Origin of the sequence: Citrobacter meridianamericanus (assembly GCF_041320245.1) — a bacterium.
GTDB classification, from domain to species: domain Bacteria; phylum Pseudomonadota; class Gammaproteobacteria; order Enterobacterales; family Enterobacteriaceae; genus Citrobacter; species Citrobacter meridianamericanus.
Map to the genome: position 1 here is coordinate 4,596,345 of NZ_CP101036.1, position 24,530 is coordinate 4,620,874.

General features: G+C 52.2%; 19 protein-coding genes and 2 pseudogenes. 8 read left to right on the plus strand and 13 right to left on the minus strand.

Translation table 11 applies throughout. The annotated features are described in order from the left end of the window. Positions 1–6: 6 nt before the first annotated feature. Positions 7–969 (minus strand): annotated as a pseudogene (locus tag NMD08_RS22400) (Rpn family recombination-promoting nuclease/putative transposase). A gap of 231 nt (positions 970–1,200) precedes the next feature. Between NMD08_RS22400 and NMD08_RS22405 the strand changes: the two are divergent. The 3 genes from NMD08_RS22405 (at position 1,201) to mdtM (ending at position 4,280) form a co-directional block, all read left to right on the plus strand. Beyond that, positions 1,201–2,016 carry an AraC family transcriptional regulator gene (locus tag NMD08_RS22405; protein ID WP_187253677.1) on the plus strand — a complete coding sequence of 272 codons (816 nt, stop codon included), beginning with the start codon at positions 1,201–1,203 and terminating at the stop codon, positions 2,014–2,016. 48 nt (positions 2,017–2,064) lie between these two features. After that, entirely contained in the window at positions 2,065–2,715 is a 651-nt protein-coding gene (locus tag NMD08_RS22410; RefSeq protein ID WP_370619086.1) for a LysE family translocator, read from the plus strand. A 323-nt stretch (positions 2,716–3,038) separates the two neighbouring features. Further along, entirely contained in the window at positions 3,039–4,280 is a 1,242-nt protein-coding gene (mdtM, locus tag NMD08_RS22415; protein WP_370619088.1) for a multidrug efflux MFS transporter MdtM, read from the plus strand. A gap of 92 nt (positions 4,281–4,372) precedes the next feature. Here mdtM and metC read toward each other — a convergent pair whose 3' ends face one another. Together metC and NMD08_RS22425 are read right to left on the minus strand one after the other, a co-directional pair. Beyond that, the gene (gene metC, locus NMD08_RS22420) at positions 4,373–5,563 is read right to left on the minus strand and encodes a cystathionine beta-lyase (RefSeq protein WP_210904392.1); all 1,191 of its coding nucleotides are present in this window, start codon (positions 5,561–5,563) and stop codon (positions 4,373–4,375) included. A gap of 31 nt (positions 5,564–5,594) precedes the next feature. Then, positions 5,595–6,827: a dicarboxylate/amino acid:cation symporter gene (locus tag NMD08_RS22425; RefSeq protein ID WP_151216639.1), complete on the minus strand. Its 1,233-nt coding sequence runs from the start codon at positions 6,825–6,827 to the stop codon at positions 5,595–5,597. Between the two features lie 219 nt (positions 6,828–7,046). Here NMD08_RS22425 and NMD08_RS22430 point away from each other — a divergent pair, with 219 nt between their 5' ends. The 3 genes from NMD08_RS22430 (at position 7,047) to NMD08_RS22440 (ending at position 10,616) form a co-directional block, all read left to right on the plus strand. Beyond that, positions 7,047–7,973 carry a LysR family transcriptional regulator gene (locus NMD08_RS22430; protein ID WP_370619091.1) on the plus strand — a complete coding sequence of 309 codons (927 nt, stop codon included), beginning with the start codon at positions 7,047–7,049 and terminating at the stop codon, positions 7,971–7,973. A gap of 75 nt (positions 7,974–8,048) precedes the next feature. After that, complete coding sequence (locus NMD08_RS22435) at positions 8,049–9,329, plus strand: DUF445 domain-containing protein (protein ID WP_151216638.1); 1,281 nt, start codon at positions 8,049–8,051, stop codon at positions 9,327–9,329. Positions 9,330–9,428: 99 nt separating this feature from the next. Beyond that, positions 9,429–10,616: an MFS transporter gene (locus tag NMD08_RS22440; RefSeq protein WP_370619093.1), complete on the plus strand. Its 1,188-nt coding sequence runs from the start codon at positions 9,429–9,431 to the stop codon at positions 10,614–10,616. A gap of 206 nt (positions 10,617–10,822) precedes the next feature. Here NMD08_RS22440 and NMD08_RS22445 read toward each other — a convergent pair whose 3' ends face one another. From NMD08_RS22445 to uxuA, 4 genes are all read right to left on the minus strand, one after another. Continuing rightward, positions 10,823–11,026: a hypothetical protein gene (locus NMD08_RS22445; protein ID WP_151216636.1), complete on the minus strand. Its 204-nt coding sequence runs from the start codon at positions 11,024–11,026 to the stop codon at positions 10,823–10,825. A 649-nt stretch (positions 11,027–11,675) separates the two neighbouring features. Beyond that, positions 11,676–12,449: a Uxu operon transcriptional regulator gene (gene uxuR / locus NMD08_RS22450; protein ID WP_003033268.1), complete on the minus strand. Its 774-nt coding sequence runs from the start codon at positions 12,447–12,449 to the stop codon at positions 11,676–11,678. Between the two features lie 132 nt (positions 12,450–12,581). After that, positions 12,582–14,057 carry a fructuronate reductase gene (locus NMD08_RS22455; protein WP_370619095.1) on the minus strand — a complete coding sequence of 492 codons (1,476 nt, stop codon included), beginning with the start codon at positions 14,055–14,057 and terminating at the stop codon, positions 12,582–12,584. A gap of 78 nt (positions 14,058–14,135) precedes the next feature. Further along, a complete protein-coding gene (gene uxuA / locus NMD08_RS22460; RefSeq protein ID WP_370619097.1) occupies positions 14,136–15,320 on the minus strand; it encodes a mannonate dehydratase in 1,185 nt (394 codons plus the stop codon). A gap of 243 nt (positions 15,321–15,563) precedes the next feature. Between uxuA and NMD08_RS22465 the strand changes: the two are divergent. After that, a pseudogene (locus tag NMD08_RS22465) lies at positions 15,564–16,162 on the plus strand (gluconate permease); the annotation flags it as partial. Positions 16,163–16,211: 49 nt separating this feature from the next. Here the strand turns inward: NMD08_RS22465 and NMD08_RS22470 are convergent. The 3 genes from NMD08_RS22470 to NMD08_RS22480 are packed head-to-tail and all read right to left on the minus strand — an operon-like array spanning position 16,212 to position 19,054. After that, positions 16,212–16,904, minus strand: a complete 693-nt coding sequence (locus NMD08_RS22470; RefSeq protein WP_151216633.1) for a lactate utilization protein C — start codon at positions 16,902–16,904, stop codon at positions 16,212–16,214. Further along, on the minus strand, positions 16,897–18,324 hold the full coding sequence (locus NMD08_RS22475) for a LutB/LldF family L-lactate oxidation iron-sulfur protein (RefSeq protein ID WP_187259159.1): 1,428 nt from the start codon (positions 18,322–18,324) through the stop codon (positions 16,897–16,899). Before NMD08_RS22475 ends, NMD08_RS22470 begins: the two co-directional genes overlap by 8 nt. A gap of 10 nt (positions 18,325–18,334) precedes the next feature. After that, positions 18,335–19,054: a (Fe-S)-binding protein gene (locus tag NMD08_RS22480; protein WP_151216632.1), complete on the minus strand. Its 720-nt coding sequence runs from the start codon at positions 19,052–19,054 to the stop codon at positions 18,335–18,337. A gap of 556 nt (positions 19,055–19,610) precedes the next feature. On the opposite strand from NMD08_RS22480, the gene NMD08_RS22485 reads away from it, so the two are divergent. Further along, the gene (locus tag NMD08_RS22485) at positions 19,611–21,164 is read left to right on the plus strand and encodes an L-lactate permease (protein ID WP_151224503.1); all 1,554 of its coding nucleotides are present in this window, start codon (positions 19,611–19,613) and stop codon (positions 21,162–21,164) included. 250 nt (positions 21,165–21,414) lie between these two features. Here NMD08_RS22485 and NMD08_RS22490 read toward each other — a convergent pair whose 3' ends face one another. From NMD08_RS22490 to NMD08_RS22500, 3 genes are all read right to left on the minus strand, one after another. Beyond that, entirely contained in the window at positions 21,415–21,549 is a 135-nt protein-coding gene (locus tag NMD08_RS22490) for a hypothetical protein (protein ID WP_256484194.1), read from the minus strand. A 12-nt stretch (positions 21,550–21,561) separates the two neighbouring features. Next, the gene (locus NMD08_RS22495) at positions 21,562–22,827 is read right to left on the minus strand and encodes an aromatic amino acid transporter (protein ID WP_370619099.1); all 1,266 of its coding nucleotides are present in this window, start codon (positions 22,825–22,827) and stop codon (positions 21,562–21,564) included. A 189-nt stretch (positions 22,828–23,016) separates the two neighbouring features. Beyond that, positions 23,017–24,387, minus strand: coding sequence for a tyrosine phenol-lyase (locus NMD08_RS22500; protein WP_151216629.1), 1,371 nt, complete (start codon positions 24,385–24,387; stop codon positions 23,017–23,019). Positions 24,388–24,530 lie beyond the last annotated feature (143 nt).

Genomic DNA, 24,530 nt, shown 5'->3' on the forward strand with positions numbered 1-24,530 from the left:
CTCTGTCTAGTGGCTTAATCCCTGGATATCCTCAGCAGAAAGTCGGGTAATTCTTTGTACCGTGTTGATATCGATACCGTCTGCCAGCATGGTGCGTGCAATACGGAGCGCCTCAGCTCGCTGCCCCTCAATTAGACCTTCTTGTTTACCTTCTTGTTTACCTTTTTGCTGGCCTTCCTGCTGACCTTCGACCCACCCTTTTTGAAATCCAGCCTCATGCAATCTGTCCGCAATCGTCATCAAATGCTCCTTATGCTGCGGTGAACGTTCGGCAACCCCACGAATAAACTCCCTGAATCGAGGTGCATCGCCTGTACGCAAAATATAATTAAACAGCGTCTTTATCTGACTGTCATTAGTCAGTCCGGTAACTAACAGAGAAACAATTTGCTCAACCAGTCCCATAAGATCGCGCTGGCGGATATGTTTTTATATTAGCTCTAGCAACGCCATACGCCGATGTTGCACAATCTCATCGTCCGGAATAACCGTAATATCCACCAGCGGAAATGCCGCAGCATACAACTGACGAGCCAATTTCGGACTGGCAAATTCATCCAGCCAGCACAGCGAGTAGGGATACGGGCTTTTAGCGCCGTGATAAAACAACATCGGCACCACCAGCGGCAACTGCTGATGCCCGGCATCTAAATGCTTCTGCATGGCCGCAACCGCATAGCGCATCAACCTGAATGCCATATGCGCATTCGGTGTACTCTGGTGTTCAATCACGACATAAATATACCCATCCCCATCCGTCGTTTTCACAGACCACAGCACATCGGAATAGTACGCACGTAATTCCTCTTCAATGAAACTGTCTGTCTCGAGTTTCAGCGTCTGAAAATCACAAAGTTCACACAGCGAAGCGGGAAGATGTATTTGGAGAAAATCCCGAGCGGTTTCAGGGTGATGCAAAAACGTTTTAAAGACCGCATCATGCGGCGTGGAAGTCGGTGTTTTGTTCATGGCGATCCGTCACCTGGGAATAAGATGCTGTGACTGTAGCGCCGCAAAACCGCCCCCCTCACCTGCAACTTTCTCTCTTTGCGAGACGTTTTCAGAGATAAAAACGTCCCGTTGTAACGTCTGCAATTGTCTGGAACGCATCACGCAGAATCACTATTTCAATGCGCATTCCCGCTTTTTGACCGCACGGCCTGTGTTATAACAAACCATCACTTTCAGGGAGGACACGATGTGACGCATACCCGGGATATTCCACAATCGTTCTGGCGAGACGAACAGCTCCCGTGGCTGGAACTACGCAGCACCTGGCAAAGCCAGCAGGCCTATAAGCGTCATAACCACTCTCAGCTCTCGATTGGGGCGATTCTTGAGGGGGAAACATGCAGCCAGTGCGATGGAAAAGATTATCACCTGAAAGTGGGCGATCTGATTGTGATCCCGCCATTGGTGCCACACAGCTGTAATCCCGTGAACGGACTGTTTCGCAGCTATCACATGCTTTATCTTGATGTCCGGTGGTGTCTTGTCCATCTGCCTGCGCTCAACAACAATCAAATGCTTTGCTCGCGCGATCCCGTTATTCGCGACCCGCAATTATTCCAGCACTATATGAACCTCGTGGCGCTTATGCAGCAACGGCAAACGACGCAGATAACGGATGCCGCACAAGCATTGCTGCGCTCGCTGCCATTGCAATCGGTAACACCGGAAAACCAAAGCACCGCCAGCCAGTATCTGCGTGAACGGTTGCAGACCAATCTGCTGGCTCCGCCCTCGCTGGACAATCTGGCGCAAGAGTGCGGCATGCGTAAAGAAACACTGATCCGTACCTTTAAGCAGGACACAGGACTCACGCCTGCAAGTTATCTGAATATCTTGCGGATTGACTATGCCCGCCAGCGGCTTCGTGCCGGGGACGAGATTGCCGATGTCGGCTATCAGAGCGGTTTTGCCGACCAGAGTCATTTCCACCGCACCTTTGTCCGCTACACCGCAGCAACACCGCGCCAGTACGCGTTGGGACGATCAATTTCAGACAATAAATAGCGTTATGCCAGGCGTAGGGTGATCGCAGGTTCATTCTCTGAGGTCGCTATGTCACTGCTTTCTGTACTTTTTCCATCGGTTTTTCCCGCACTGGCGCTGGCACATTTTGTCGCTCTGCTAAGCCCCGGGCCGGACTTCTTTTTACTGGTCGGTTACGCCGCCCGTTACCGGATGCGCGGTAGCACCGGGCTGTGTGTGGGTATCGCCATAGGCAATGGGCTGTATATCCTGCTGGCGATTATCGGTTGGGGGATCCTGCGCCAACGTCCCCTGCTGTTTACGGTTATTGAGCTTGTGGGCGCGCTCTATTTATTGTGGATAGGCAGCCTGCTAATACGCAGCCGCCCGCAAACCCTGTCCGGAGCAGACGCCCCGTCTACCTGCCCGGGATTTAGCAAACAGCTGCTGCTGGGGTTAGGTTCGTCGTTGCTCAACCCCAAAAATGCGCTGTTTTATCTGGCGCTGATGACCGCACTGCTCGGCCCATCGGTGACGCTGCTGCAACAAGCCGTGAGCGGGATCTGGATGACCAGCGTGGTGCTGGTGTGGGATCTGTTGATCGTTATGTTCATAGGTTTACCGCAGATCCAGCGACGGTTAACCAGAGGAATATTGTGGGTAGAGCATATCGCCGGGGGCGTACTGATTGTCTTCGGCGGTGCGATCGCGCTGCGTTTTCTGCAGAGCATCACTTTCTGATAAGCGAGATGAATTTCTGCAAATAAAGCGGATAAACTCGTTTAATTAATATCCAATCCGCATTACACTTTGGGTGGCTATTATCCATTCAACTAATTCTTCCCGAGGTGCGATGTGCTGATTGTTACCTGTAATCGTTACGTTTTCTGACCCGAGTCTGAAAACGTTTCTCCTGCTTGCGCCTTGCGCGGGCAGCGTTTTTGATTACATGAAATTCAGTACATTTGCAGTCTGCATTTTTCTGTCATCGGCCTGACGTCTAAAAGACGGTATTGAATTTCGCTATTCCCGTTGAGGGTTTTCTCCCGACAAGGAGCTGTTTTATGCAACGGATTTTCGCGTTTTTCTCCCAACGCGCCACGACGCTATTTTTCCCCATCGCGTTGATTCTGTACGACTTCGCCGCCTATCTGTCGACGGACCTGATCCAACCCGGCATCATTAATGTCGTGCGCGATTTCAACGCCGATGTCAGCCTGGCACCGGCTGCAGTGAGCCTTTATCTGGCAGGCGGCATGGCGCTGCAATGGCTGTTAGGCCCGCTTTCAGACCGGATTGGTCGTCGACCGGTGCTGATTGCGGGTGCGTTAATCTTTACGCTCGCCTGCGCGGCCACGCTGTTCACCACCTCAATGACGCAATTTCTGGTTGCGCGTTTTGTGCAGGGCACCAGCATCTGCTTTATCGCCACTGTGGGTTATGTCACGGTGCAGGAGGCGTTTGGGCAAACGAAGGCCATTAAGCTGATGGCGGTAATCACCTCCATTGTGCTGGTTGCGCCGGTTATTGGCCCACTCTCCGGGGCTGCGCTAATGCACTTTGTCCACTGGAAGTTTCTGTTTGCCATTATTGCCGTCATGGGGCTTATCGCCTTCGTTGGCCTGCTACTGGCAATGCCGGAAACCGTCCAGCGCGGCGCGGTGCCGTTCAGCGCGCGTGGCGTGCTGCGCGATTTCCGCGACGTTTTCCGCAACCGGGTATTCCTGTTTGGCGCAGCCACGCTGTCGCTAAGCTATATCCCGATGATGAGCTGGGTGGCAGTCTCACCCGTGATCCTGATTGATGCGGGCGGCATGACCACATCGCAGTTTGCCTGGGCGCAGGCGCCGGTATTTGGTGCGGTGATCGTCGCCAATATGGTGGTGGTTCGTTTTGTGAAGGATCCAACCCAACCCAGTTTTATCTGGCGCGCCGTGCCTGTTCAGCTGAGCGGGTTAGCGGTGCTGATCGCGGGTAATTTGCTGTGGCCGCACGTCTGGCTGTGGTCGGTGCTGGGAACCAGCATGTATGCGTTTGGCATTGGAATGATCTTCCCAACGCTGTTTCGTTTTACGCTTTTTTCCAACAACTTACCGAAGGGCACTGTTTCCGCGTCACTGAATATGGTGATCCTGACGGTGATGGCGGTTTCTGTCGAAATCGGGCGTTGGCTGTGGTTTAACGGTGGCAGGATCTCGTTTCATCTGCTGGCGGTTGTGGCGGGGATCGCTGTCGTGTTCACGCTGGCAGCCTTGCTCAAACGGGTGCGCCAGCATGAGGCGACGACGTTAGCCACAGAGAGCTAACATGCCGGATGGCGCTTACGCTTATCTGGCCTGCATAGTTGCAGCAGGCCGGATATGACGTTTGCGCCACATCCGACACAACTCACATCACCTTAAGCAATGCGCGCAAATCCCGCTTCGAGATCGGCAATCAGATCGTCGATATCCTCAAGGCCGATATGCACCCTGACCAGCGTGCCGCTGAAATCCACCTCTCCTGCCGGGCGAATGCTGTTCAGTTCCTCCGGCTGATTCGCCAGAATGAGCGACTCAAACCCGCCCCACGAATAAGCCATATGGAACAGCGAGAAGTTATCGAGGAAATTCGCCATCTGCTCGTCGGTAAGTCTCTTTTTCAGCACGAACGAGAACAGACCTGAGCTTCCGGTAAAGTCACGCTGAAAATACTCGTGCCCCGGACACTCTGGTAAGGCCGGATGATTCACCCGCGCCACTTCCGGTCTGGCCGACAACCAACGGGCAATATGGATGCTGCTTTCCTGATGCTGCTTCAGGCGTACCGCCAGGGTGCGCAATCCACGGCTGCCGTTGTAGGCCGTATCGGCATCCAGCGTTTGTCCCATCAGATAGGAATTTTCACGCAGGCGATCCCAGCAACGGGCGTTGGACACCGCCGTGCCTAACATGCCGTCCGAATGACCAATGGTGTACTTCGTTCCCGCCTGAATGGAAATATCCACGCCATAATCCAACGCTTTAAACAGCACACCCGCTGCCCAGGTATTGTCGATCATAATGACAATCTCCGGGTTCACCGCGCGGATCGCCTTCACCATTCCCGGCACGTCCTGCACTTCCATGGTGATTGAACTGGGGGATTCCAGGAATACCACTTTCGTTTCAGGACGCAGAAGATCGACAATACCCGGGCCGATCAGCGGATCGTAATAGGTGGTTTCAACGTTGAATTTACTCAGGATCTTATTACAAAAATCCTGGGTTGGTTCATAGGCCGCGCCGGTCATCAGGATATGGTCGCCGCTTTGAACAAACGCCAGAATCGCATTAGTGACCGCCGCCGCACCGCACGGGTAAAGCGCGCAACCAACGCCGCCTTCCAGCTCGCTCATGGCCTTCTGGAAAGCAAAGTGCGTGTATGTGCCGCGACGACCGTAAAACAGTTCGCCGTTCGCACGATTGGCGGTGGCAAATTTCTTGTCCTTCACGGTATCAAACACCAGCGAAGAGGCGCGTTGGATCACCGGATTCACCGCTCCCTGGGTATAACGTTTGTCGCGACCCGCAACAACCAGGTGCGTCTCAAGCTTCATTGCGTCTTTCATAACATCTCCTGTTCTTAATCCGTGTGAAAACCTATACCACCGTAGCAGTAGAGTTTATTTCAGTGTTGATCTGCTTTTTTCCAGCGAACCGTTCAACAATCTGCGCCGCATTCAAATCATGGATTACGTTAATCAACGTGGCTGGCGCATCGGTAATGGTGCCCAGCACCACCAGCATCGGGATCGCTTCCATTGGCAGACCCAGCGTGGTGACGATAAAGATTTCACCGAGGAACGCCCCGCCCGGCACGCCGCCGACGATAATGGCGGAGAGCACCGCAATCAGCATCGTCAGGAAGAAGGTTTCGGTAGTGAACTCCATGCCCAGTACGGAATAGATAAAGACAATTTTCAGCGCGGCAATCATCGCCACGCCGCCTTTGTTCAGGTTAACCAGCAGCGGAATGGAAACATCAACGATTTCCGGGTTAATCCCCATCGCCTTACCGGCACGCAGGGTCACCGGGAGCGTCCCCAGCGAAGAGCAGGTTCCCAGCGCGGTCGCGGAGGGTTCAATCGCGTTTCGCCAGAAGGCTTTGACTGCAGGAACACCGCCGCCAATGTACGAATAGATAATCGAGCCAAAAACAAAGTAGACCAACGTGGCGACCATAAACAGGCCGATAGCACGGGCAAAGGTTAACAGCAGTGCAGAGTCCTGACTGGCCATGGTGGCCGCGAAATAACAGCCCAGACCAACCGGTGCCACCTTCATAATGATCGAGACGATCTTCATGATCACGGTATTAGCATCTTCCAGCAGCGACGCAATGCGTTTACCGGCCTGATCTGATTGCCCAATCGCCACTCCGGCGATGATCGCCATTACGATCAGCGCCAGAATATTGGACTTAGAAAACAGTCCGATAAAGTCGCTGGTGGTGATCATGCTGACAAAATCCATCTTGCCACTGCCCGCCTGCACCGACTGCGAGAGATCGATAGTGACGCCCTGCGCCGGGTTATACCATAGCGCCAGCGCGACGATCCCGGCCGCCGGAATAAAGGCCATCGCGATCGAAACAATAAAGATTATTGCCATGATGCGCCCTAACCTTTTCAGGTCGGTCATACTGGCGATGGACGACATGACGCTGATCCCCACCAGCGGCACAATAATCATAAATAACAGGTTCAGGAATATCTGACCTATAGGCTGGAGTTTACCTGCAAACGATGGGGCATAAATGCCTAATAAGCCGCCAATCACCAAAGCAACTAATAAAATAATCGACGATCTGTAGGGTTCGAGTCGTGACCACATAATCGGTACCTTTAGAATAATAATTAATGAGATTAAATTCACAATGTGATGAGTTTCCGTTTCGCCTCCTTTAATTTTGTGACGTAACTCACCTAAGTTGTTATTTTTTCATTTTGCCAGCAAGTTGTTTCCTGTGATTCAATAGTTGCATGTTTAAAAGATGAATGTAACGGCCTATTCGTACCGTTTTTGCAAATCACTTGTGAATTTAAGGAAATTATGAGTACGACGATTTCACTTAAGCATCTTGAATTTTTTACTAAAATCGTCGACTGCGGAGGATTGTCAGAAGCCGCGGCGCAGCTCAACGTCTCGCCGTCTGCGGTCAGCAAAAGCCTGGCGGCGATGGAAGATACGTTAGGCACGACATTAATTAAACGCACCACCCGCAGTATTACCCTGACCGATGCCGGGCAATATCTCTTTAATCGCGCTAACAAGCTGTTGAAAGAATTCGATGAAACACTGAACACTACTTCCGGTTATTACCATAACCCGCAGGGTGAATTACGTATAACCTGCTCCATTGCGTTTGGTTATTCCCGACTGGTGAACCTGGTGGATAAATATCGCTCCCAGTTCCCGGATGTGAATCTGTATATCGATCTCAACGATAACTTCGTGAACCTGAACGAAACGGATTTCGACATTGCCCTGCGAATTTCCACCGCACCGCCGCAAAACTATGCGATGCGCAAGCTGGTACCTGTTCGCTGGGCGTACTGTGCCTCACCCGGCTACCTTGCCAAAAAAGGCATGCCCCAGCGCCGGAGCGATCTGGTAGATCATGATTGCCTGGTCTACCCGGGCCTCACGCCGGTGCTGAAGGTGGCAGATGAACAGGATCGACTGCATCAGTTAAAACTGCATATGCCGATCCAGGCCAACAGCAGTCTGGTGCTGTTGAAATCGGTGTTAGAAGATCAGGGGGTGGCGTATTTGCCCACTTATCTGATTGGCGATCATATTCAAAAAGAAGAGATCACGCCGCTAATGCTCGACGGCACCATCACCTGTGAAACTCACACCCTGTATGCACTGTACTTTCCCAGCAAGTACAGCAACCCGAAAGTGCGTTCGTTTATCGATTTTCTGGTGGCAGAACTCGGCCCCTTACCCGCCTGGGACAACTGGATCCCGAAGTAAGGTCTCTCCGCCGGAAAATGGGACACGCACCACATTTTTTGCGCGATCCCCCCGTCTGGCTCTATCCTTAAGCCTATGAATAAAATTGCTGAACTCAAACGCGCCAAGCGACTGGCGCTCTCATTGCTGCTGATTGCGGCCGCCACCTTCGTCATCACGCTGTTTCTGCCGCCTAATTTCTGGGTTCTCGGGACCAAGGCGATCGCTGAAGCAGCGATGGTAGGCGCGCTGGCGGACTGGTTCGCTGTGGTGGCGCTTTTTCGTCGGGTGCCGATCCCGTTTATTTCGCAACATACGGCGATTATCCCTCGCAATAAGGATCGGATCGGCGAAAATCTCGGGCAGTTTGTGCAAGAGAAATTCCTCGATACCCAATCTCTGGTAGCTCTGATCCGCCGCCATGAACCGGCGCTTCTAATCGGCAACTGGTTCAGCCAGCCGGAAAACGCCCAGCGTATTGGTCAACATCTGCTGCAGATCATGAGCGGCTTTCTGGAGCTGACCGACGACGCTCGCATCCAGCGGCTGATCAAGCGGGCGGTGCACAAAGCCATCGATAAGGTCGATCTCTCCGGAACCAGTGCTCTGATGCTGGAAAGCATGACCAAAAACAATCGCCATCAGGTACTGCTCGACACGCTCATTGCCCAGCTTATTGCCCTGCTCCAGCGCGACAGTTCGCGGACATTTATCGCCCGACAGATAGTGCACTGGCTGGAGACCGAGCATCCGCTGAAAGCAAAGATCCTGCCGACCGAATGGCTGGGCGAACACAGCGCCGAGCTGGTATCGGAAGCCGTTAACTCCTTGTTGGATGACATCAGCCACGATCAAGCGCATCAGATCCGCCACGCGTTCGATCGCGCCACGTTTAAGCTCATCGACAAGCTCAAAAACGATCCTGAGATGGCAGTGCGGGCCGAAAGCATGAAAAGCTATCTGAAGGAAGACGAAGCCTTCAACCGTTATCTTGGCGAACTGTGGGCAGATCTGCGCCAGTGGGTGAAAACAGATATTAACGCCGACGATTCCCGCGTGAAGCAGCGCATTGCCAGCGCCGGGCAGTGGTTTGGCGAAACGCTGGTTGCTGACAGCGCCTTGCGTGCCTCACTCAATGGGCATCTGGAGCAGGCCGCGCATAAAGTTGCCCCGGAGTTTGCCTCCTTCCTGACACGCCATATCAGCGACACAGTGAAAAGTTGGGATGCACGCGATATGTCACAGCAAATTGAGTTAAACATTGGCAAAGATTTGCAGTTTATCCGCGTTAACGGCACGCTGGTCGGCGGTTCTATTGGGCTGGTGTTATATCTGTTGTCACAAATTCCGTCCCTGCTGACGCTGGCGAATTTTTAAGGAGAAAGGTTTTTGCGTCGTTTATTTTTTTACTTTTCATTATCATTTACACATGTAATATAACAATCACCCGACTCACTGTGTGAAATCAAGGTGCGTATGTCTCAGGGAAGTCCAGATTCAAATCGCCATGCCATCAGCGTCGCACTCTTTGGCATGCTGGTCTTAACGCTGGGCATGGGGATTGGGCGCTTTCTGTATACCCCAATGCTGCCGGTACTGCTGTCGGAAGGTCAATTTACGTTTGACCAGCTCTCGTGGATTGCCAGCGCCAACTACGCCGGATATCTGGCGGGAAGCCTGCTCTTCTCCTTCGGGCTCTTCCACCTTCCCTCACGCTTACGCCCGATGCTGTTAATTTCTGCACTCGCCACCGCCGGACTGATTCTGGCGATGGCCAGCTTTACACAGCCTGTGCTGGTCATGCTGATCCGCTTTCTGGCGGGCGTCGCCAGTGCCGGTATGATGATCTTTGGCTCGATGATCGTTCTGCATCATACCCGTCATCCCTTCGTGATCGCCGCGTTGTTCTCCGGCGTTGGCGCTGGCATTTTGATGGGTAATGAATATGTCATCAGTGGTCTGCACTTTGCGCTGTCATCACACACGTTGTGGTTAGGGGCAGCGGCAGCCTCGGCTCTGTTCTTTGTGCTACTGGTTATGCTTCTGCCCTCTCGCGACCATACGCTCCCCGCCGCGCCCCCGGTAAAAACAGAGCATCAGCCGATGTCCTGGTGGCTGCTGGCGCTGCTGTACGGGCTGGCCGGATTTGGTTACATCATTGTCGCCACCTACCTGCCACTGATGGCGAAAAGCGCCGGTTCGCATCTGCTGACGGCTCATCTCTGGTCGCTGGTTGGCATATCGATTATTCCGGGGTGTTTCGCCTGGCTGTGGGCCGCCCGACGCTGGGGAGTATTGCAATGCCTGACGGCGAATTTGCTGATACAAAGCGCCTGCGTGGTCATGACGCTCGCCAGCGATTCCTTGCCGCTGCTGGTGATAAGCAGCGTCGGTTTTGGTGCAACGTTTATGGGCACCACGTCGCTGGTGATGCCGCTCGCCCGTCAACTTAGCGTGCCGCGCAATATTAATCTGCTGGGTCTGGTCACCCTGACATACGGCATTGGACAAATTCTCGGACCGCTATTAACCAGCCTGCTGGGAAGCGGCGCAGTTGCCATCATCAACGCCACACTGTGTGGTGCGGCAGCGCTGCTTTTCGCCGCGTTAATTAGCGCCGCACAATTATACAAACAGCGATTCATCACCGCTAAAAGAATATAATCTTAAGCAGCAACAATATATCCAGGTAAATACCTGTCACGGTTTAAAAAGTATCCCGTAAGCTAATAACTTTGTCAGATTAAACACACTTGATGAAAAATGGCTATAAATATCTTCCCGATTTACGCCATCAAACTGACTTTCAAAGTGAAGTAGCAAGACATATTTCATTCTTGGGTTTTAAACAAAACCCGGACAGAGAGTCATTACTCTAAACTTTCACTCTTATTAACAGAGCGATGTAACATTAATGCTTCAGCAATAATATCTTGTTTGCTTTTTCGTGTTTCAAATGCCAGCGTTCGCACATATTCCCATAAAGAGGTATCGACACGGGCACTTAAAAGAACCATATCTTTTGATCGGGTCCCTCTGGGTTTTCGAATATCGGGATAGTCTCGAGATGGCATTTTCAACTCCTGAACGTAATGACACGCTTATGGTTATGAAATATGCAGTTAGTGTAAAAACATGTCAACGGCAAAATACAGTCATAATAGTAATGAAACTGTTAATAAAAAGCAGAAAAATGGAACAATGTTTCAAGTGAAAGATGACATGTTTATGGAACAATATGTAATGTTAACTTTACGCTTATTCGATTTTATTCATTTGATTAAAAAAACATGAGAAATTTACGTTAGACATACCACAACTCAAAACATCATAATGGCCAATAAGTTACACACCCTCATTAATGTATACATTTACGCGAAACGCTTGTTTTTATGCGTAGTTATGCCGATATGCCTTATCCTGATAACTGCAGGGATCGCGTTGATTCTCACTTTACCCAGATCCGTTTTGTCTAAAAATAAGCACGGAAAGGTAAAAATAAGGTAAATAACGCATTTTTTTGCACGCGAAAATAAGTTGTTTTTAATTGATATAAATCAATTTCCATCGCACAAAGACGGCGGAAAAATGATCATTTGAGGCGATGGAAACAATTTTTTACGTGTCATTCAAAACGTGAATATCGACCTGGTAGGACAATGAATAAGGATACGTAAAAGTGCGGTGCGGGCCGCAATAGCCCGCTTATGAGAGGAAGGAAAATCAGGCATTAACTTTATCCAGCGGCCAGGAATCAAACAGATAACCATCAAAATCAATGTCATCTACATTTGAAAACTCCAGCAGGCGCTGTTTGACATTTTCCAGATGCTGCCACATGGCAAGCTTGGCCGCGCGAGCATCTTTTTTGATTAATGCCGCAAGGATCTGTTTATGGTCGCCCATCCATTCTTTGCGGTAATGAGTGTCGTCGAGGTGGCTATGGAGCTGGATCCACATCGGGTTGTTCTCACGCCACTGCCATGACTGGCGAAACAGCTCCACCAGCATGCTGTTATGCGTGGCTTCGGCGATGGCGAGATGGAACTGCATGTCGCCGCTTTCAGAACCGTTTGGCTCGCTGGACGCCAGCTCCCGCTCTTCGAGCTGCAACGCCTGGCGCATTTTGACGATATCTTCGCGGGTAGCCTGCAGCGCGGCAAATTCAGCGATATTGCTTTCCAGCAGCTGCCGCGCCTGCAGCAGCTCAAACGGCCCCGCATCATTGCAATGATTTGCATCCGTACTGTCGATGGTCTGCGCATCCGCATTATCGAGCACGTAGATCCCGGCCCCGCGCCGCACGTCCACCAGGCCTTTAATTTCCAGCATGATTAACGCTTCGCGAACCACCGTGCGAGTGACATTGAGCATCTCGGCAATTTCACGCTCTGGTGGTAAGCGTTCACCGGGCTGGTACGGCGTCTGAACAATCAGATCGCGGATCATGGCACCCACTTCTTGGTAGGGTCTTTGCTGAGAAGTGTTCGATTTCATCGTGTTATGTCCGTCAGATGCGTGTAATCAGATACGGTGAATAAGTACCGAACTATAGCATTTGCGGGAAGCCAAAAACAGAAAACGGGTCAACCAAACCAATATTTTGATTGACCCGTCATAGTTCGGAGGTTATGCGTCAGCGCTTAATGCCGCAACGCACTCACGTGCGCCGTGTTCACATAACTGTTGATACACCGCAATAATGGTCTCCACAAAGTCGGCGTTTTCCGCCAGGTCATAACCAAAAATGCCAGACAGCCCCAGCAGCGCCGTCACGCGTTCGGCCCCCTGGTACTGTCGGTTAATGCGCTGGAATTCAGCCAGCATTGGGTCGACAACATCAATGGCCTGCCCCTGCTCATCCACACCGTGGGTGTAGCGCATCCAGCCCGCCACGCCCAGCGCCAGGTGACGCCAGCCGCTGGCGTTTTGCAAGTGCAGACGCACCGGATCAAGCAGGCGCTGCGGCAGTTTCTGGCTACCGTCCATCGCAATTTGCCAGGTACGGTGGCGCAGAGACGGGTTGCTAAAACGCTCGATCAGCAGGGTCGCGTAAGCGTTGAGATCGGTGCCTTCCGGCATCGAGAGCGTCGGCGCCTGCTCCTGCATCATCAGCGCAAACGCCGCTTTGCGGTACGCCGGATTCGTCATGGTATCGGCGATAGTTTCATAGCCGCCGAGATAGCCCAGATACGCGAGGAAAGAGTGGCTGCCGTTGAGCATGCGCAGTTTCATCATTTCAAACGGCACCACGTCGGCCACGAACTGTGCGCCAACCTTGTCCCAGTCAGGACGACCGTTGACAAAATTGTCTTCAATTACCCACTGACGGAACGGCTCGCAGGCGATAGCACACGGATCGTAAACGCCCAACTGGTCGGCAATCTCCTGTAACGTTTCCGGCGTCGCTGCCGGAACAATGCGGTCGACCATGGTGCACGGGAAAGTGGCATTAGCTTCAATCCACTGCGCCAGCTGCGGGTCGCGCGCCTGCGCCAGCCCCAGCACCGCGACTTTCGCCACATGCCCATTTTCACGCACGTTATCGCAGGACATCACGGTGAAGGCAGCCAGCCCCTGCTCACGACGCAGGTACAGCGCTTGTACGATGTAACCAATCGCCGATTTCGGCGCGGTAGGATTCGCCAGATCGTGTTTAATCAGCGGGTTATTGAGATCTAACTGACCGCTGGCCGCATCGGTGCAGTAGCCTTTTTCGGTGACCGTCAGCGAAACAATTGCCGTCTGCGGGCGCGCCATAGCCTGTAAAATACCGTCACAGCCGTCAAGGTCCGGGTGCAGCGCTTCTTTCATTGATCCGATCACTTTCAGCACGGTGTTGTCCGCGCCTTTTTCCGCCACGGTATACAGCAGTTGCTGCTTGCGCAGATTTTCAATCAGTACGCAGTCGTTACCCGGCATCAGGTTAACTTCACTGATCCCCCAGTCGCTGTCGGTGGTTTCCAGCAAATGATGGGTGTACAGCGCCTGATGCGCGCGGTGAAAAGCGCCGCATCCCAGGTGAACAATGCGGGATTGCAGGCGCGAGCTGTCCCATGCAGGGCGCGCAACCGGCAGGTCGCTATTGGCAATTGTCGTTGTCATCGTGAACTCCAGAACCCGTTGAAAGACCAACGGATGAGAAAAGAAAAAGCCGGCCAGACAGGTGGCCGGCAACTCGCTTTAGCGGCTGAAGAAAGCGCGCTGGATAGCCATCTCAACGCCGCGCACTTCCGCCAGCCCTTTCAGGCGACCAATCGCGGAGTAGCCTGGGTTGGTTTTCTTTTTCAGATCGTCCAGCATTTGGTGGCCATGGTCCGGACGCATCGGGATCAAATCTTCCTTCCCTTCCGCTTTACGGCGTTGCTCTTCTTCAACGATCGCTTTCACCACTTCGTACATGTCGACGTCGCCATTAAGATGCGCCGCCTCATGAAAGGTTTTCGGATTATCTTCACGCAGCGTGGAGCGCAGATGGGTGAAGTAAATGCGTGGGCCAAACTGTTTAATCATGTCGACCAGATCGTTATCCGCCCGCACGCCGTAGGAACCGGCGCACATAGTGAAACCATTCGCCATGCTGTTAACCGTATCGACCATCCACTGCATGTCTTCCACCGTGGAAACAATGCGCGGCAGGCCGAGGATCGGGCGCGGCGGATCGTCCGGGTGAACTGCCATGCGTACGCCAGCTTCTTCCGCCACCGGAATAATCGCCTTCAGGAAGACGGCGAAATTCTCACGTAGCGCGGCTTTATCGATATCTTTATAGCGCGCAAGATGCTGGCGGAACTGGTCGAGCGTGTAGCCCTCTTCTGCCCCCGGCAGACCGGCAATGATGTTGCGGGTCAGGCGCGCTTTGTCTTCATCGCTCATGGTGGCGAAGCGTTCATTTGCCTGAGCAATCTCTTCGGCGGTGTAGTCTGCTTCCGCGCCCGGACGCTGGAGGATATGCAGCTCAAAGGCGGCAAATTCAATCTGGTCAAAACGCAGCGCTTTGGAGCCGTCCGGCAGGACGTATTCCAGGTCGGTACGGGTCCAGTCGAGAACAGGCATGAAGTTGTAGCACACGGTACGAATGCCGCACTGGGCCAGGTTACGCAGGCTTTGCTGGTAGTTGGTGATCCACTGCAGATAGTTGCCGGAACGGGTTTTAATGTCTTCGTGGATCGGCACGCTTTCGACGACCGACCAGACCAGGCCCGCCTGCTCAACAATAGTTTTGCGCTTCAGGATTTCATCAACCGTCCACACCTCCCCGTTAGGGATATGGTGCAAAGCGGTGACAACGCCTGTGGCACCCGCCTGACGAACATCCGCTAAGGTGACCGGATCGTTAGGACCATACCAGCGCCATGTCTGTTCCATGTTTTATTCCTCGTTTACGTTATGGACTCGACGATATGGCATATAAATTCCCCCTTTTGGTATGACATGTCAACCTGAAACGATAAATTGGTTAACCAAATCACGGTTTATGCCGATTAGATCGCCTAATTAAGGCCATTCAGTTCGGTAAGACTGTAAATATGTAACGCAATATGACATTCATCGCATCAATGGTTAACCAATATAGGTAGCATCTCAACCAAAAATCATAATAGTTCAACCAAGCTGGCGATCCCCGCCGTTACCGCCGCCACCACTCACTCGTTGTTCCCGCCACAGCCGGGGCCGGTTGCGCTGGTTAACGCCTACGGCGCGGACATGGGCATGGGCATGGGCATGGGCATGGTCTACATCTATGGCATTCTGGTGATGATTCCGAGCGTGAGCTGCGCCGGGCTTATCCTGCCAAAGTTCCTCGGCAACCTCGATCGCCCAACGCCGTCGTTCATGAAAGCCGACGTACTGGTTGACCAGAACAATCTGCCCTCCTTCGGCGTGTCTATTCTGGTACCGCGCGTGGTCACGACATGCAGTGGGTGATGAATGCCTTTGAAAACGCAGTGAAAAGCATCGCCATGGTGATCCTGATCATCGGCACAGGCGGCGTACTGAAGCAGACCATTATTGATACCGGCATTGGCGATACCATCGGCATGCTGATGTCGCACGGCAATATCTCTCCGTACATCATGGCGTGGTTGATAACCGTGCTTATTCGTCTGGCAACCGGTCAACTGGTTGGCGTCGACCCGGCGTTACTGGAGCTGGTGAACTCCGTTATTGACCTGATTATCGTATTGATCATCAGCTTGATTGCATAACGTCGATACCGCTCTGGCTCTTCACGCCAGAGCGGTTCTGAATCCTGCCTCAACAATCCTCAATAATCAGATATACCGCCTTCACCGGGCCATGCACCCCAACCACCTTGATAAGCTCAATATCTGCCGTCGAACTGGGTCCACTGATAATGTTAATGCACGACGGCATACGCTCACCGGCCTGCGCCTTCTGATGCAGTTTCTCTGCCAACTGGGCAACGCGCGGCAGGATAGTGCTTTTGCGCAGCACGAAAATCGAGGACTCCGGCAGCAGGCTAATTGAACGCCCGCGCTCCGGCGCGGAAAACAGCACCACGCCGCCGGACTCGGTCAGGCCATACTCGGCATACACCACCCCCACTTTCGCCTGCTCAGCCTCGGCAATATTTTCGCTGCCTCGCGCCGGGTCCCAGACCACGGCGTTGCATTCCTGCTGCAGACGTTCCGTGATGCCCAGTTCCACCAGTCGACTGTCGCCGCTGATAACCACCGGCTGACCCAACTCTTCGCACAGGCGTCGCGCGGCTTCTGCGGCCTGTTCCTCGCGGGTCAGTTCGCAGCGGGCCAGCATCACCTCGCTGGCAAACTGGGTAAACGCATCGCAACGCTGTTGCGGGCTCAGCTCGGTCAGGCGCTCGTTGGCATAGTTGTTCACCGGCGCGGCATCCGCTTGCGGCTCAAAACGTAGAGGGCGGCCCAGCGCCTGGGCGATAGTGTTTAAAAACGCGGTACGGTTATCCATTCTTTTTCTCCTGCGCCTGATGTTTCTTAAACCAGCTGCGGAAGCTCTCACCGTCGGCATCAGGAAGATCGCGCGCCTCCATCCAGTCACCAATCGCGCCAACCTTAAGCGGAGTTTTGCCACCATTGATAAACCAGCTCGCCGCATGTGCGCCCGCCATCATCCCGACTTTCCACAGCCCCGGATGGCTATTGGCATACGCGAACATTTTTATCGCCCGACGCTCGGCTTTCGGGGTGATGCCTTCCTCGGCCATCACCCGACGATGCCGCAGGATCAGTTTTGACAGCGGAATCTTTACCGGACAAACGCTGTCGCAGGCCGTGCATAATGAACAGGCGTAAGGCAGATCTTTAAAATCTTTATAGCCGCCGAGCAGCGGAGAGATCACCGCGCCGATAGGGCCGGGATAGATAGAACCATAGCCGTGTCCGCCAATGTGACGGTACGCCGGGCAGGTGTTCATACAGGCCCCGCAGCGGATGCAGCGCAGCACATCGCGAAACGCCGAACCCAGCACCTGCGAGCGGCCATTATCGACAATCACCAGGTGAAACTCTTCCGGACCGTCGACATTATCCGCCTCACGCGGGCCGGTCAGCCAGGTGTTGTAGCCCGTCAGACGCGCGCCCACGGCGCTACGCGCCAGCATGGTGATCAATACATCCACATCGGCAAAGGTCGGCGCGATACGTTCCATGCCCATCACCGCAATGTGTGTTTTTGGCAGCGTGGTGCACATCCGTGCGTTGCCTTCGTTGGTCACCAGGCAAACAGAGCCGGTTTCCGCCACAGCAAAGTTACAGCCGGTAATACCGATTTCAGCACTGAGAAAATCCTCGCGGATCTTCTGACGGATAAATAAGGTCATGGCTTCCGGGGTTTCCGGGCCGTCGTAACCCAGACGCTCGTGCAGCACGCGGCGGATCTGATAACGATCTTTATGAATAGCCGGGACCACAACGTGCGAAGGCGGATCCTGATCCAACTGCAGGATATATTCGCCGAGATCGGTTTCGATCACCTGAATTCCGGCATCCTGCAGCACATGGTTGACGCCGATCTCTTCGGTCACCATCGACTTGGACTTCACCACTTTCTTCGCGTTTTTACGCTGCGCAACCTGCAAAATGTAGCGGGTAGCGTCTTCTTTGGTCTTTGCGAAATAGACGTGGCCGCCGTTTTGCGTCACTTTCTCGGAGAGTTGATACAGGTAAGCGTCGAGGTTACTCAGAACGTGATCGCGGATCTGGCTGGCACGATCGCGCCAGTCTTCCCAGTGGCCTAGCTCATCAACCATTCTCTGCCGATTCGCACCAATACGCTCCTGCGCGTTGGCCACGGCTTTGCGCATGATCGGATCTTCGATCTGCTGACGAATGCGCAGTTTAAACTCTACATCGCTGGTTTTTATCGACATCTCTTTCCCCTCAGCGGCTCATCAGCACTTCAGCAATATGCATCACTTTGACCGGCTGGCCCTCACGTTGCAGCCGACCGCCAATATTCAGCAAGCAGCTGACGTCCGCGCCAATCAAATATTCCGGCTTCGCATCCATCAGATGTAAGACTTTCTCTTTCACCATCTCACCAGATATCTCGGCCATCTTGACCGAGAATGTCCCGCCAAAGCCGCAGCAGGTGTCCTGATCGGCAAATGTCATCAGCTCCAGCCCGCGCACGTTTTTCAGCAGCGTCAGCGGCTCTTCCTTCACCCCCAGCTTGCGAGTCAGGCTACAGGAAGGATGATATACCGCACGGCCCTGCAGGCTGGCACCGACATCCACCACGCCCAGTTTGTTGACGATAAAAGAAGTGAGATCCTGCATACGTCCGGCAACCTTCTCGGCGCGCAGCGCCCATTCAGGTTCATCCGCCAGATACGTCGGGTAGCTTTTTACCGCGTAGGTGCAGGAGCCTGCCGGAGAGATAATCGGATCGTCGTTGTCTTCCAGGGCGGCGATCAGGTTTTTCATTCCGGGGATCGCCTCTTTGATGTAACCGCTGTTGATGGCTGGCTGACCACAACACCCTTGCTTCTCGGGGAAATTAACGTGACAGCCCAGTTTTTCCAGTAGCAATACGGAGTCTCGTGCCATCCGTGATTTCAGGGCGTCACCAATACAGGTAACAAAGAAATTTACATTCACAATAACTACTCCATTGCTTCATTTCTGTTTATTGCGCTTGATATCGCTATATCACGCCCAGTCTTCTGTTTGCTGGTTTTGTCGATGTCTGGGTTCATGGTGTTTGTCGGATCATACTCCTGAGATGGCCGCTCTCCGCTTCTTATATCAGGATCATCTTAAATACCTGTATTTTCATTTGTATGACAAAACCAAATAATCCTCCAATCAACTCGTACATGCAATACCCTGGTTTATTTCTTTCGGCCTCGCTCACATTTTTATATTGAAAATCACCGTGTTATGAGTCGGTTAAAAATAGTTTCAGGTGATAATTATTCCTGTCACTACCATTATTAAAAGAGTTATCAAATAACTATTTATAGGTATTCAACTTGCTCTTTAGTATATTTACCTGGCATTGAATTTTAATTAAAAGATTACAATAGTTACAAAACCATTAATCATAATTACTTTATTCACTGAAGCGATTCAGTTTGCATCTTTTATTTATACAGCAATATAGCCTTCCCGACATAAATATAAATCAGGTTTAATAAACCAATCAGGAATAGCAATGAACGAATATTTTATGTTTGCCCTGGCACTTTCTCCTTTACTACTGATGGTATTTTTAATATTAAAATTGAAAATGCCTATCCATTATTCCGTACTGATCTCTTTAGTATTCACTGCTGCGCTATCGGCTCTGTTCTGGGAGATGCCCGTACAGAATCTCAAAGCCGCGATAGGCTATGGTGCGCTGAAGGGATTATGGCCGATTGTGATTGTGATCCTCGGCGCTATCTTCAGTTATAACGTCATGCAGGCAACCAAAGCGCTGGATATTCTGCGCGATATCCTCGCCAGCATTAGTGAAGATAAGCGTATTCAGGTGCTGCTGATTTCATGGTGCTTTGGTGGATTTCTTGAAGCCGCGGCGGGTTATGGTACAGCGGTCGCCATTCCGATCGGTATACTTATCGCACTGGGTTTCAACCCACTGAAGGCGGCAATAGCCTCTCTGGTGGCAAATACCGTTCCCACCGCATTCGGCGCAGTCGGGATCCCAGTTTCTATTCTGGCGGAACAGGTTAACCTGCCGGTTTATACCCTGGGCGGAACCATTATTCTGCAGCTTGCGCTGTTTAATATCCTGCTGCCATTTGTGATTATCTGCATTATTGGCGGCGGCCTGAGAGCCATTCGCGGCGTATTTTTAATTACGCTGATTTGCGGTATTACCACGCTGGTTCCGCAGTATTTTGTCGCTATTCATCTCGGTGCTGAATTACCCGCCTTTGCCGGTAGCCTGGTCAGCCTGTTTGCCGTGGCGATGGTTAGCCGTCTGCGCAATGGGAAAACCGATCCCGAGTGGCGAATTGAAGTCAGCCATAACCGCGAAACCACGCCGCGTTCGGCAAAAGTATTGTTCCGCGTGGGTTCTATCTATCTGTTCATATTTGTCTTTATCCTGTTGTGTTCGCCGCTATTCCCGACGATAAAAGGCGCAGCCTCACAACTGGCCTCGGTGCTGCATTTCACGCTTGCTGACGGCAAAACGCTGGCGCTCAAGGTTGAATGGGTGACCACGCCGGGGATGCTGATCATCTTTGCGACCATTATCGGCGGTTTTATTCAGGGGGCGTCCGCGCGCGGGATGCTGGAAGTGTTTATCAAAACCATTTTCCAGCTTAAAAATTCCATTGTGGCGATTATGGCGATCGTCGCACTGGCCACGGTGATGGATCTCAGCGGGATTATCTCCACGTTGGCCCAGTCGATTGTCGATCTGACCGGCAGCTCGTACGTCTTCCTCGCCCCGGTGATTGGTGCGCTGGGTACGTTCGTTACCGGCAGCGATACCAATTCGAACATTCTGTTCGGCAAACTGCAAACCATTGCCGCCAGTAAACTGCATATCGATCCCAACTGGCTGGCGGCGGCCAACACCTCTGGCGCAACAGGAGGGAAAATGATTTCGCCGCAGAGTATCGCCATTGCGGTTTCAGCCACTAAAATGGACGGCCAGGCCAACCAGATTATGTCTGGCACCATGAAATACTGCTGTGCCTACATCGTAATCCTCGGCCTGAAAGTCGGTCTCTTTTATTACTGGTTTATGGCGTAACCCATTGTCAACCCCGTCAAATTCGCGGCAATCGTATTTGACGCAATGGTGAACTAAAAGGTTTACACCGCCCCGGAATCGGAACGATGTCACTGGCTTTACGATTTGTCGGCGCTGACTACAATAGCGCCAATGTTTCAAATCGAGGATTGTTGTTATGTTGTTCTGGAAAAAGATGGTGAAGAAGTTCGACGCCTTTTCCGCGTTGATCCCACCACGCTACTTCCGGGTGTAATGCCAGGCAGGCCTGTCAGCGACAGGCCTGAGTCTTATTTCCCGCTTTTTTCTTACGCAGCCCGCACGTTCTTAACACCACCACCCGCAAGCGCAGCCACGCAAAGCGATAAACCAGCGGATGCTGAAATCGTAGCAATGTCAGAAACATAACTCCCCCGCACTAACGAAACGTTGGCAGCAGACCAAATACATCCAGAACAACCGTCAGATAGACAATCGCCCCGCAGATTATTACCAGATTGAGCACGGTGTTATTACACGGCGCGGTATAGCTGGCAGTCGGAAAACGTTTTCGCGCGGCTTTCACCAGGAACGGCGGCAGGATCACGCTCCAGATGGTAAAGGCCAGACCGGCATAGCCAATCGCATGCACGAAACCATTCGGGAAGAAGAAGCACACAGCAGCAGGTGGGAAATAGGTCACCAGCGCGGTTTTCAGACGGCCTATACCGTCATCCGGGAAGTGGAACAGGTCGGCGATATAATCGAACAGACCAAGCGTTGCCGCCAGCAGTGAGCTGGCTACCGCGAAGTTGCCGAAGAAGGTCAGGATCAGATCCATATAACGGCTGGTGAACAGCCCGCTGATAGCCTCGACAAACACGTCGATATTGCCGCCTTTGGCGATAATCGGCGGGAATGAGGCACGGCTGATATTACCCATCGTCACACCCAGCCAGAAAATATATAACAGCAGGGCAAACAGCGTGCCGATGATAATCGAACGCGTAATATTCGAGATCCCCCTCGTGCCATACAGCTTGACCAGGCTCGGTACGTTACCGTGAAAACCAAACGAGATGATGCAGAACGGCAGCGTCATCAGGATATAGGGCAAATACTGCGAATTGGGCAACGCCACCGCCACGCTGTCGATAAGTTTTGCCACTTCGATATGGCCAATCAGCCCGGAGAACGTGGCAAAGAACGCCACAAACTTACCGATAATCAGCACGGTAGTGATGCGTCCAACCAGCAGGGAGCTGTACCAGGCAATCGCCCCTACCAACATACTGACGATCACCACCGAAATATTCGCCGGAAAGCGCACGCCGCTGTATTTGAACACGGTTTGCGCCATCACCGCCGACGAACCGGAGATATAGGCATAGGTCAGAATATACAGCACAAAGCCGAAAGCGATACCGACCACGATATTCCACTTTCGGCCTAATAAATCCTGAGTAAAGGTATTAAAACTGGCACCGGCACCATAATGCAGGTTAACTTCGACCAGCATCAGACCGGTTAATAACATCATGATGGCGATAAACAGAAGAATAACAGAGGCACCGGGAAACCATACGCCGGCCATCGCAATCGGCAGGGAAAACATCCCGCCACCCACTACGGTTGCGATAACCAACATGGTTCCGCTAATCAGTCCGGGGGTACAACTCTGTCGCTCAATGGCATTAATATCCATGATAAATGTTCCTGTAGACTATTCGTTATAATTACAGCTGTCATTTGTACATCATGCGGATAATAAAAATGTCGGAGTCAGGGTTTACTTTTTTTAGTTATGCCACGGTAACGGGCACCGCAAAGGCTTCCTGTTCATAGAAAAGGAATACAAAAAAGCCCCATCCTGAGATGGGGCCATAATGATTATTTAGATATAATCAAAGCGCGCAGTAAAGAAACGCAACTGCTTCGGCTCGTAAATAAACTTCAGCCCGCGAATATCTTCTTTGTGCTGGTAAAGTTTAATAATGCCGTCAGCCACGACATCCATATGCGCGTAGGTATAAACGCGGCGTGGAATAGTCAGACGCACGGTTTCCAGTTTCGGTCGGTGGTGTTCACCGGTCACGTTATTACGGCCTGCAGAGATTATTCCGCGTTCCATACTGCGCACGCCTGTTTCCACATAAATGCTCGCCGCCAGGCTTTGCGCCGGGAACTCGTCCTGCGTCAGATGCTCGCAGAAGCGACGCGCATCGAGGAATACCGCGTGACCACCTACCGGTTCAACAATCGGTACACCAGCGGCCTTCAGCTTGTCGCCCAGGTAGCGAACCTGCTTCACGCGGTGCTCAATGTACTCATACTGCATGGCTTCGCGCAGGCCAATCGCCATCGCTTCCATGTCGCGTCCGGCCAGGCCGCCGTAGGATGGCATGCCTTCGTACACCACGACTAACTCTTTGGCGGCAGAGAACATTTCGTCATCATTCATGCACAGGAAGCCGCCGATATTCACCAGACAGTCTTTTTTACCGCTCATGGTACAACCGTCGGCATAGCTGAACATCTCATGCACGATCTCGGCGATGCTCTTGTTCTCAAAGCCCTGCTCTTGCTCTTTGATAAAGTAGGCGTTTTCAACGCAGCGGGTGGCGTCGTAGAACACTTTAATGCCGTGCGCTTGTGTCAGTTCACGCACCGCACGCATGTTCGCCATCGAGACCGGCTGGCCGCCCGCGAGGTTAACCGTCACAGCCAGGCAGATATAGGCAATATTTTCTGCGCCTTTTTCATCAATCAGCTTTTGTAATTTTTTAAGATCAATATCACCTTTAAACGCAATATTCAGACCGGCGTCGTGTGCTTCGTCACGAACGATATCGACAAACACTGCACCATTCTTTTCCTGGTGATAACGAGTGGTGGTGAAATACATATTCCCGGCAACATATTGCCCGGGTTTAATTGCCAGCTGAGATAACAGGTTTTCTGCGCCGCGCCCCTGGTGAGTCGGAACAATATGTTTAAAGCCAAACAGTTCCTGCACGGTTCTTTCCAGATGATAGAAGTTTTCGCTGCCCGCGTACGCTTCATCACCCATCATCATTCCGGCCCACTGCTTGTCGCTCATGGCGTTGGTGCCGCTGTCTGTCAGCAGATCAATATAGATATCTTTCGAATTTAACAGGAAAGTATTGTAACCCGCTTCTTGCATTTTTATCAGGCGTTCATCACGCGGGATCATAGATACAGTTTCAACGCTTTTAATACGGAAGGGTTCTGCCGGATAATTCATTTTGTTTCTCCAGTAACAGTGGTCATGTACGTATTAATGTGACGTAAAGCATATCGGGTTCATCAATAAAGTCTGATGAAATATAACTATTCGCCTCCTGGGCCAGGGGGAGAAATAATGTGGAGGCACTATGCAAGATTTAA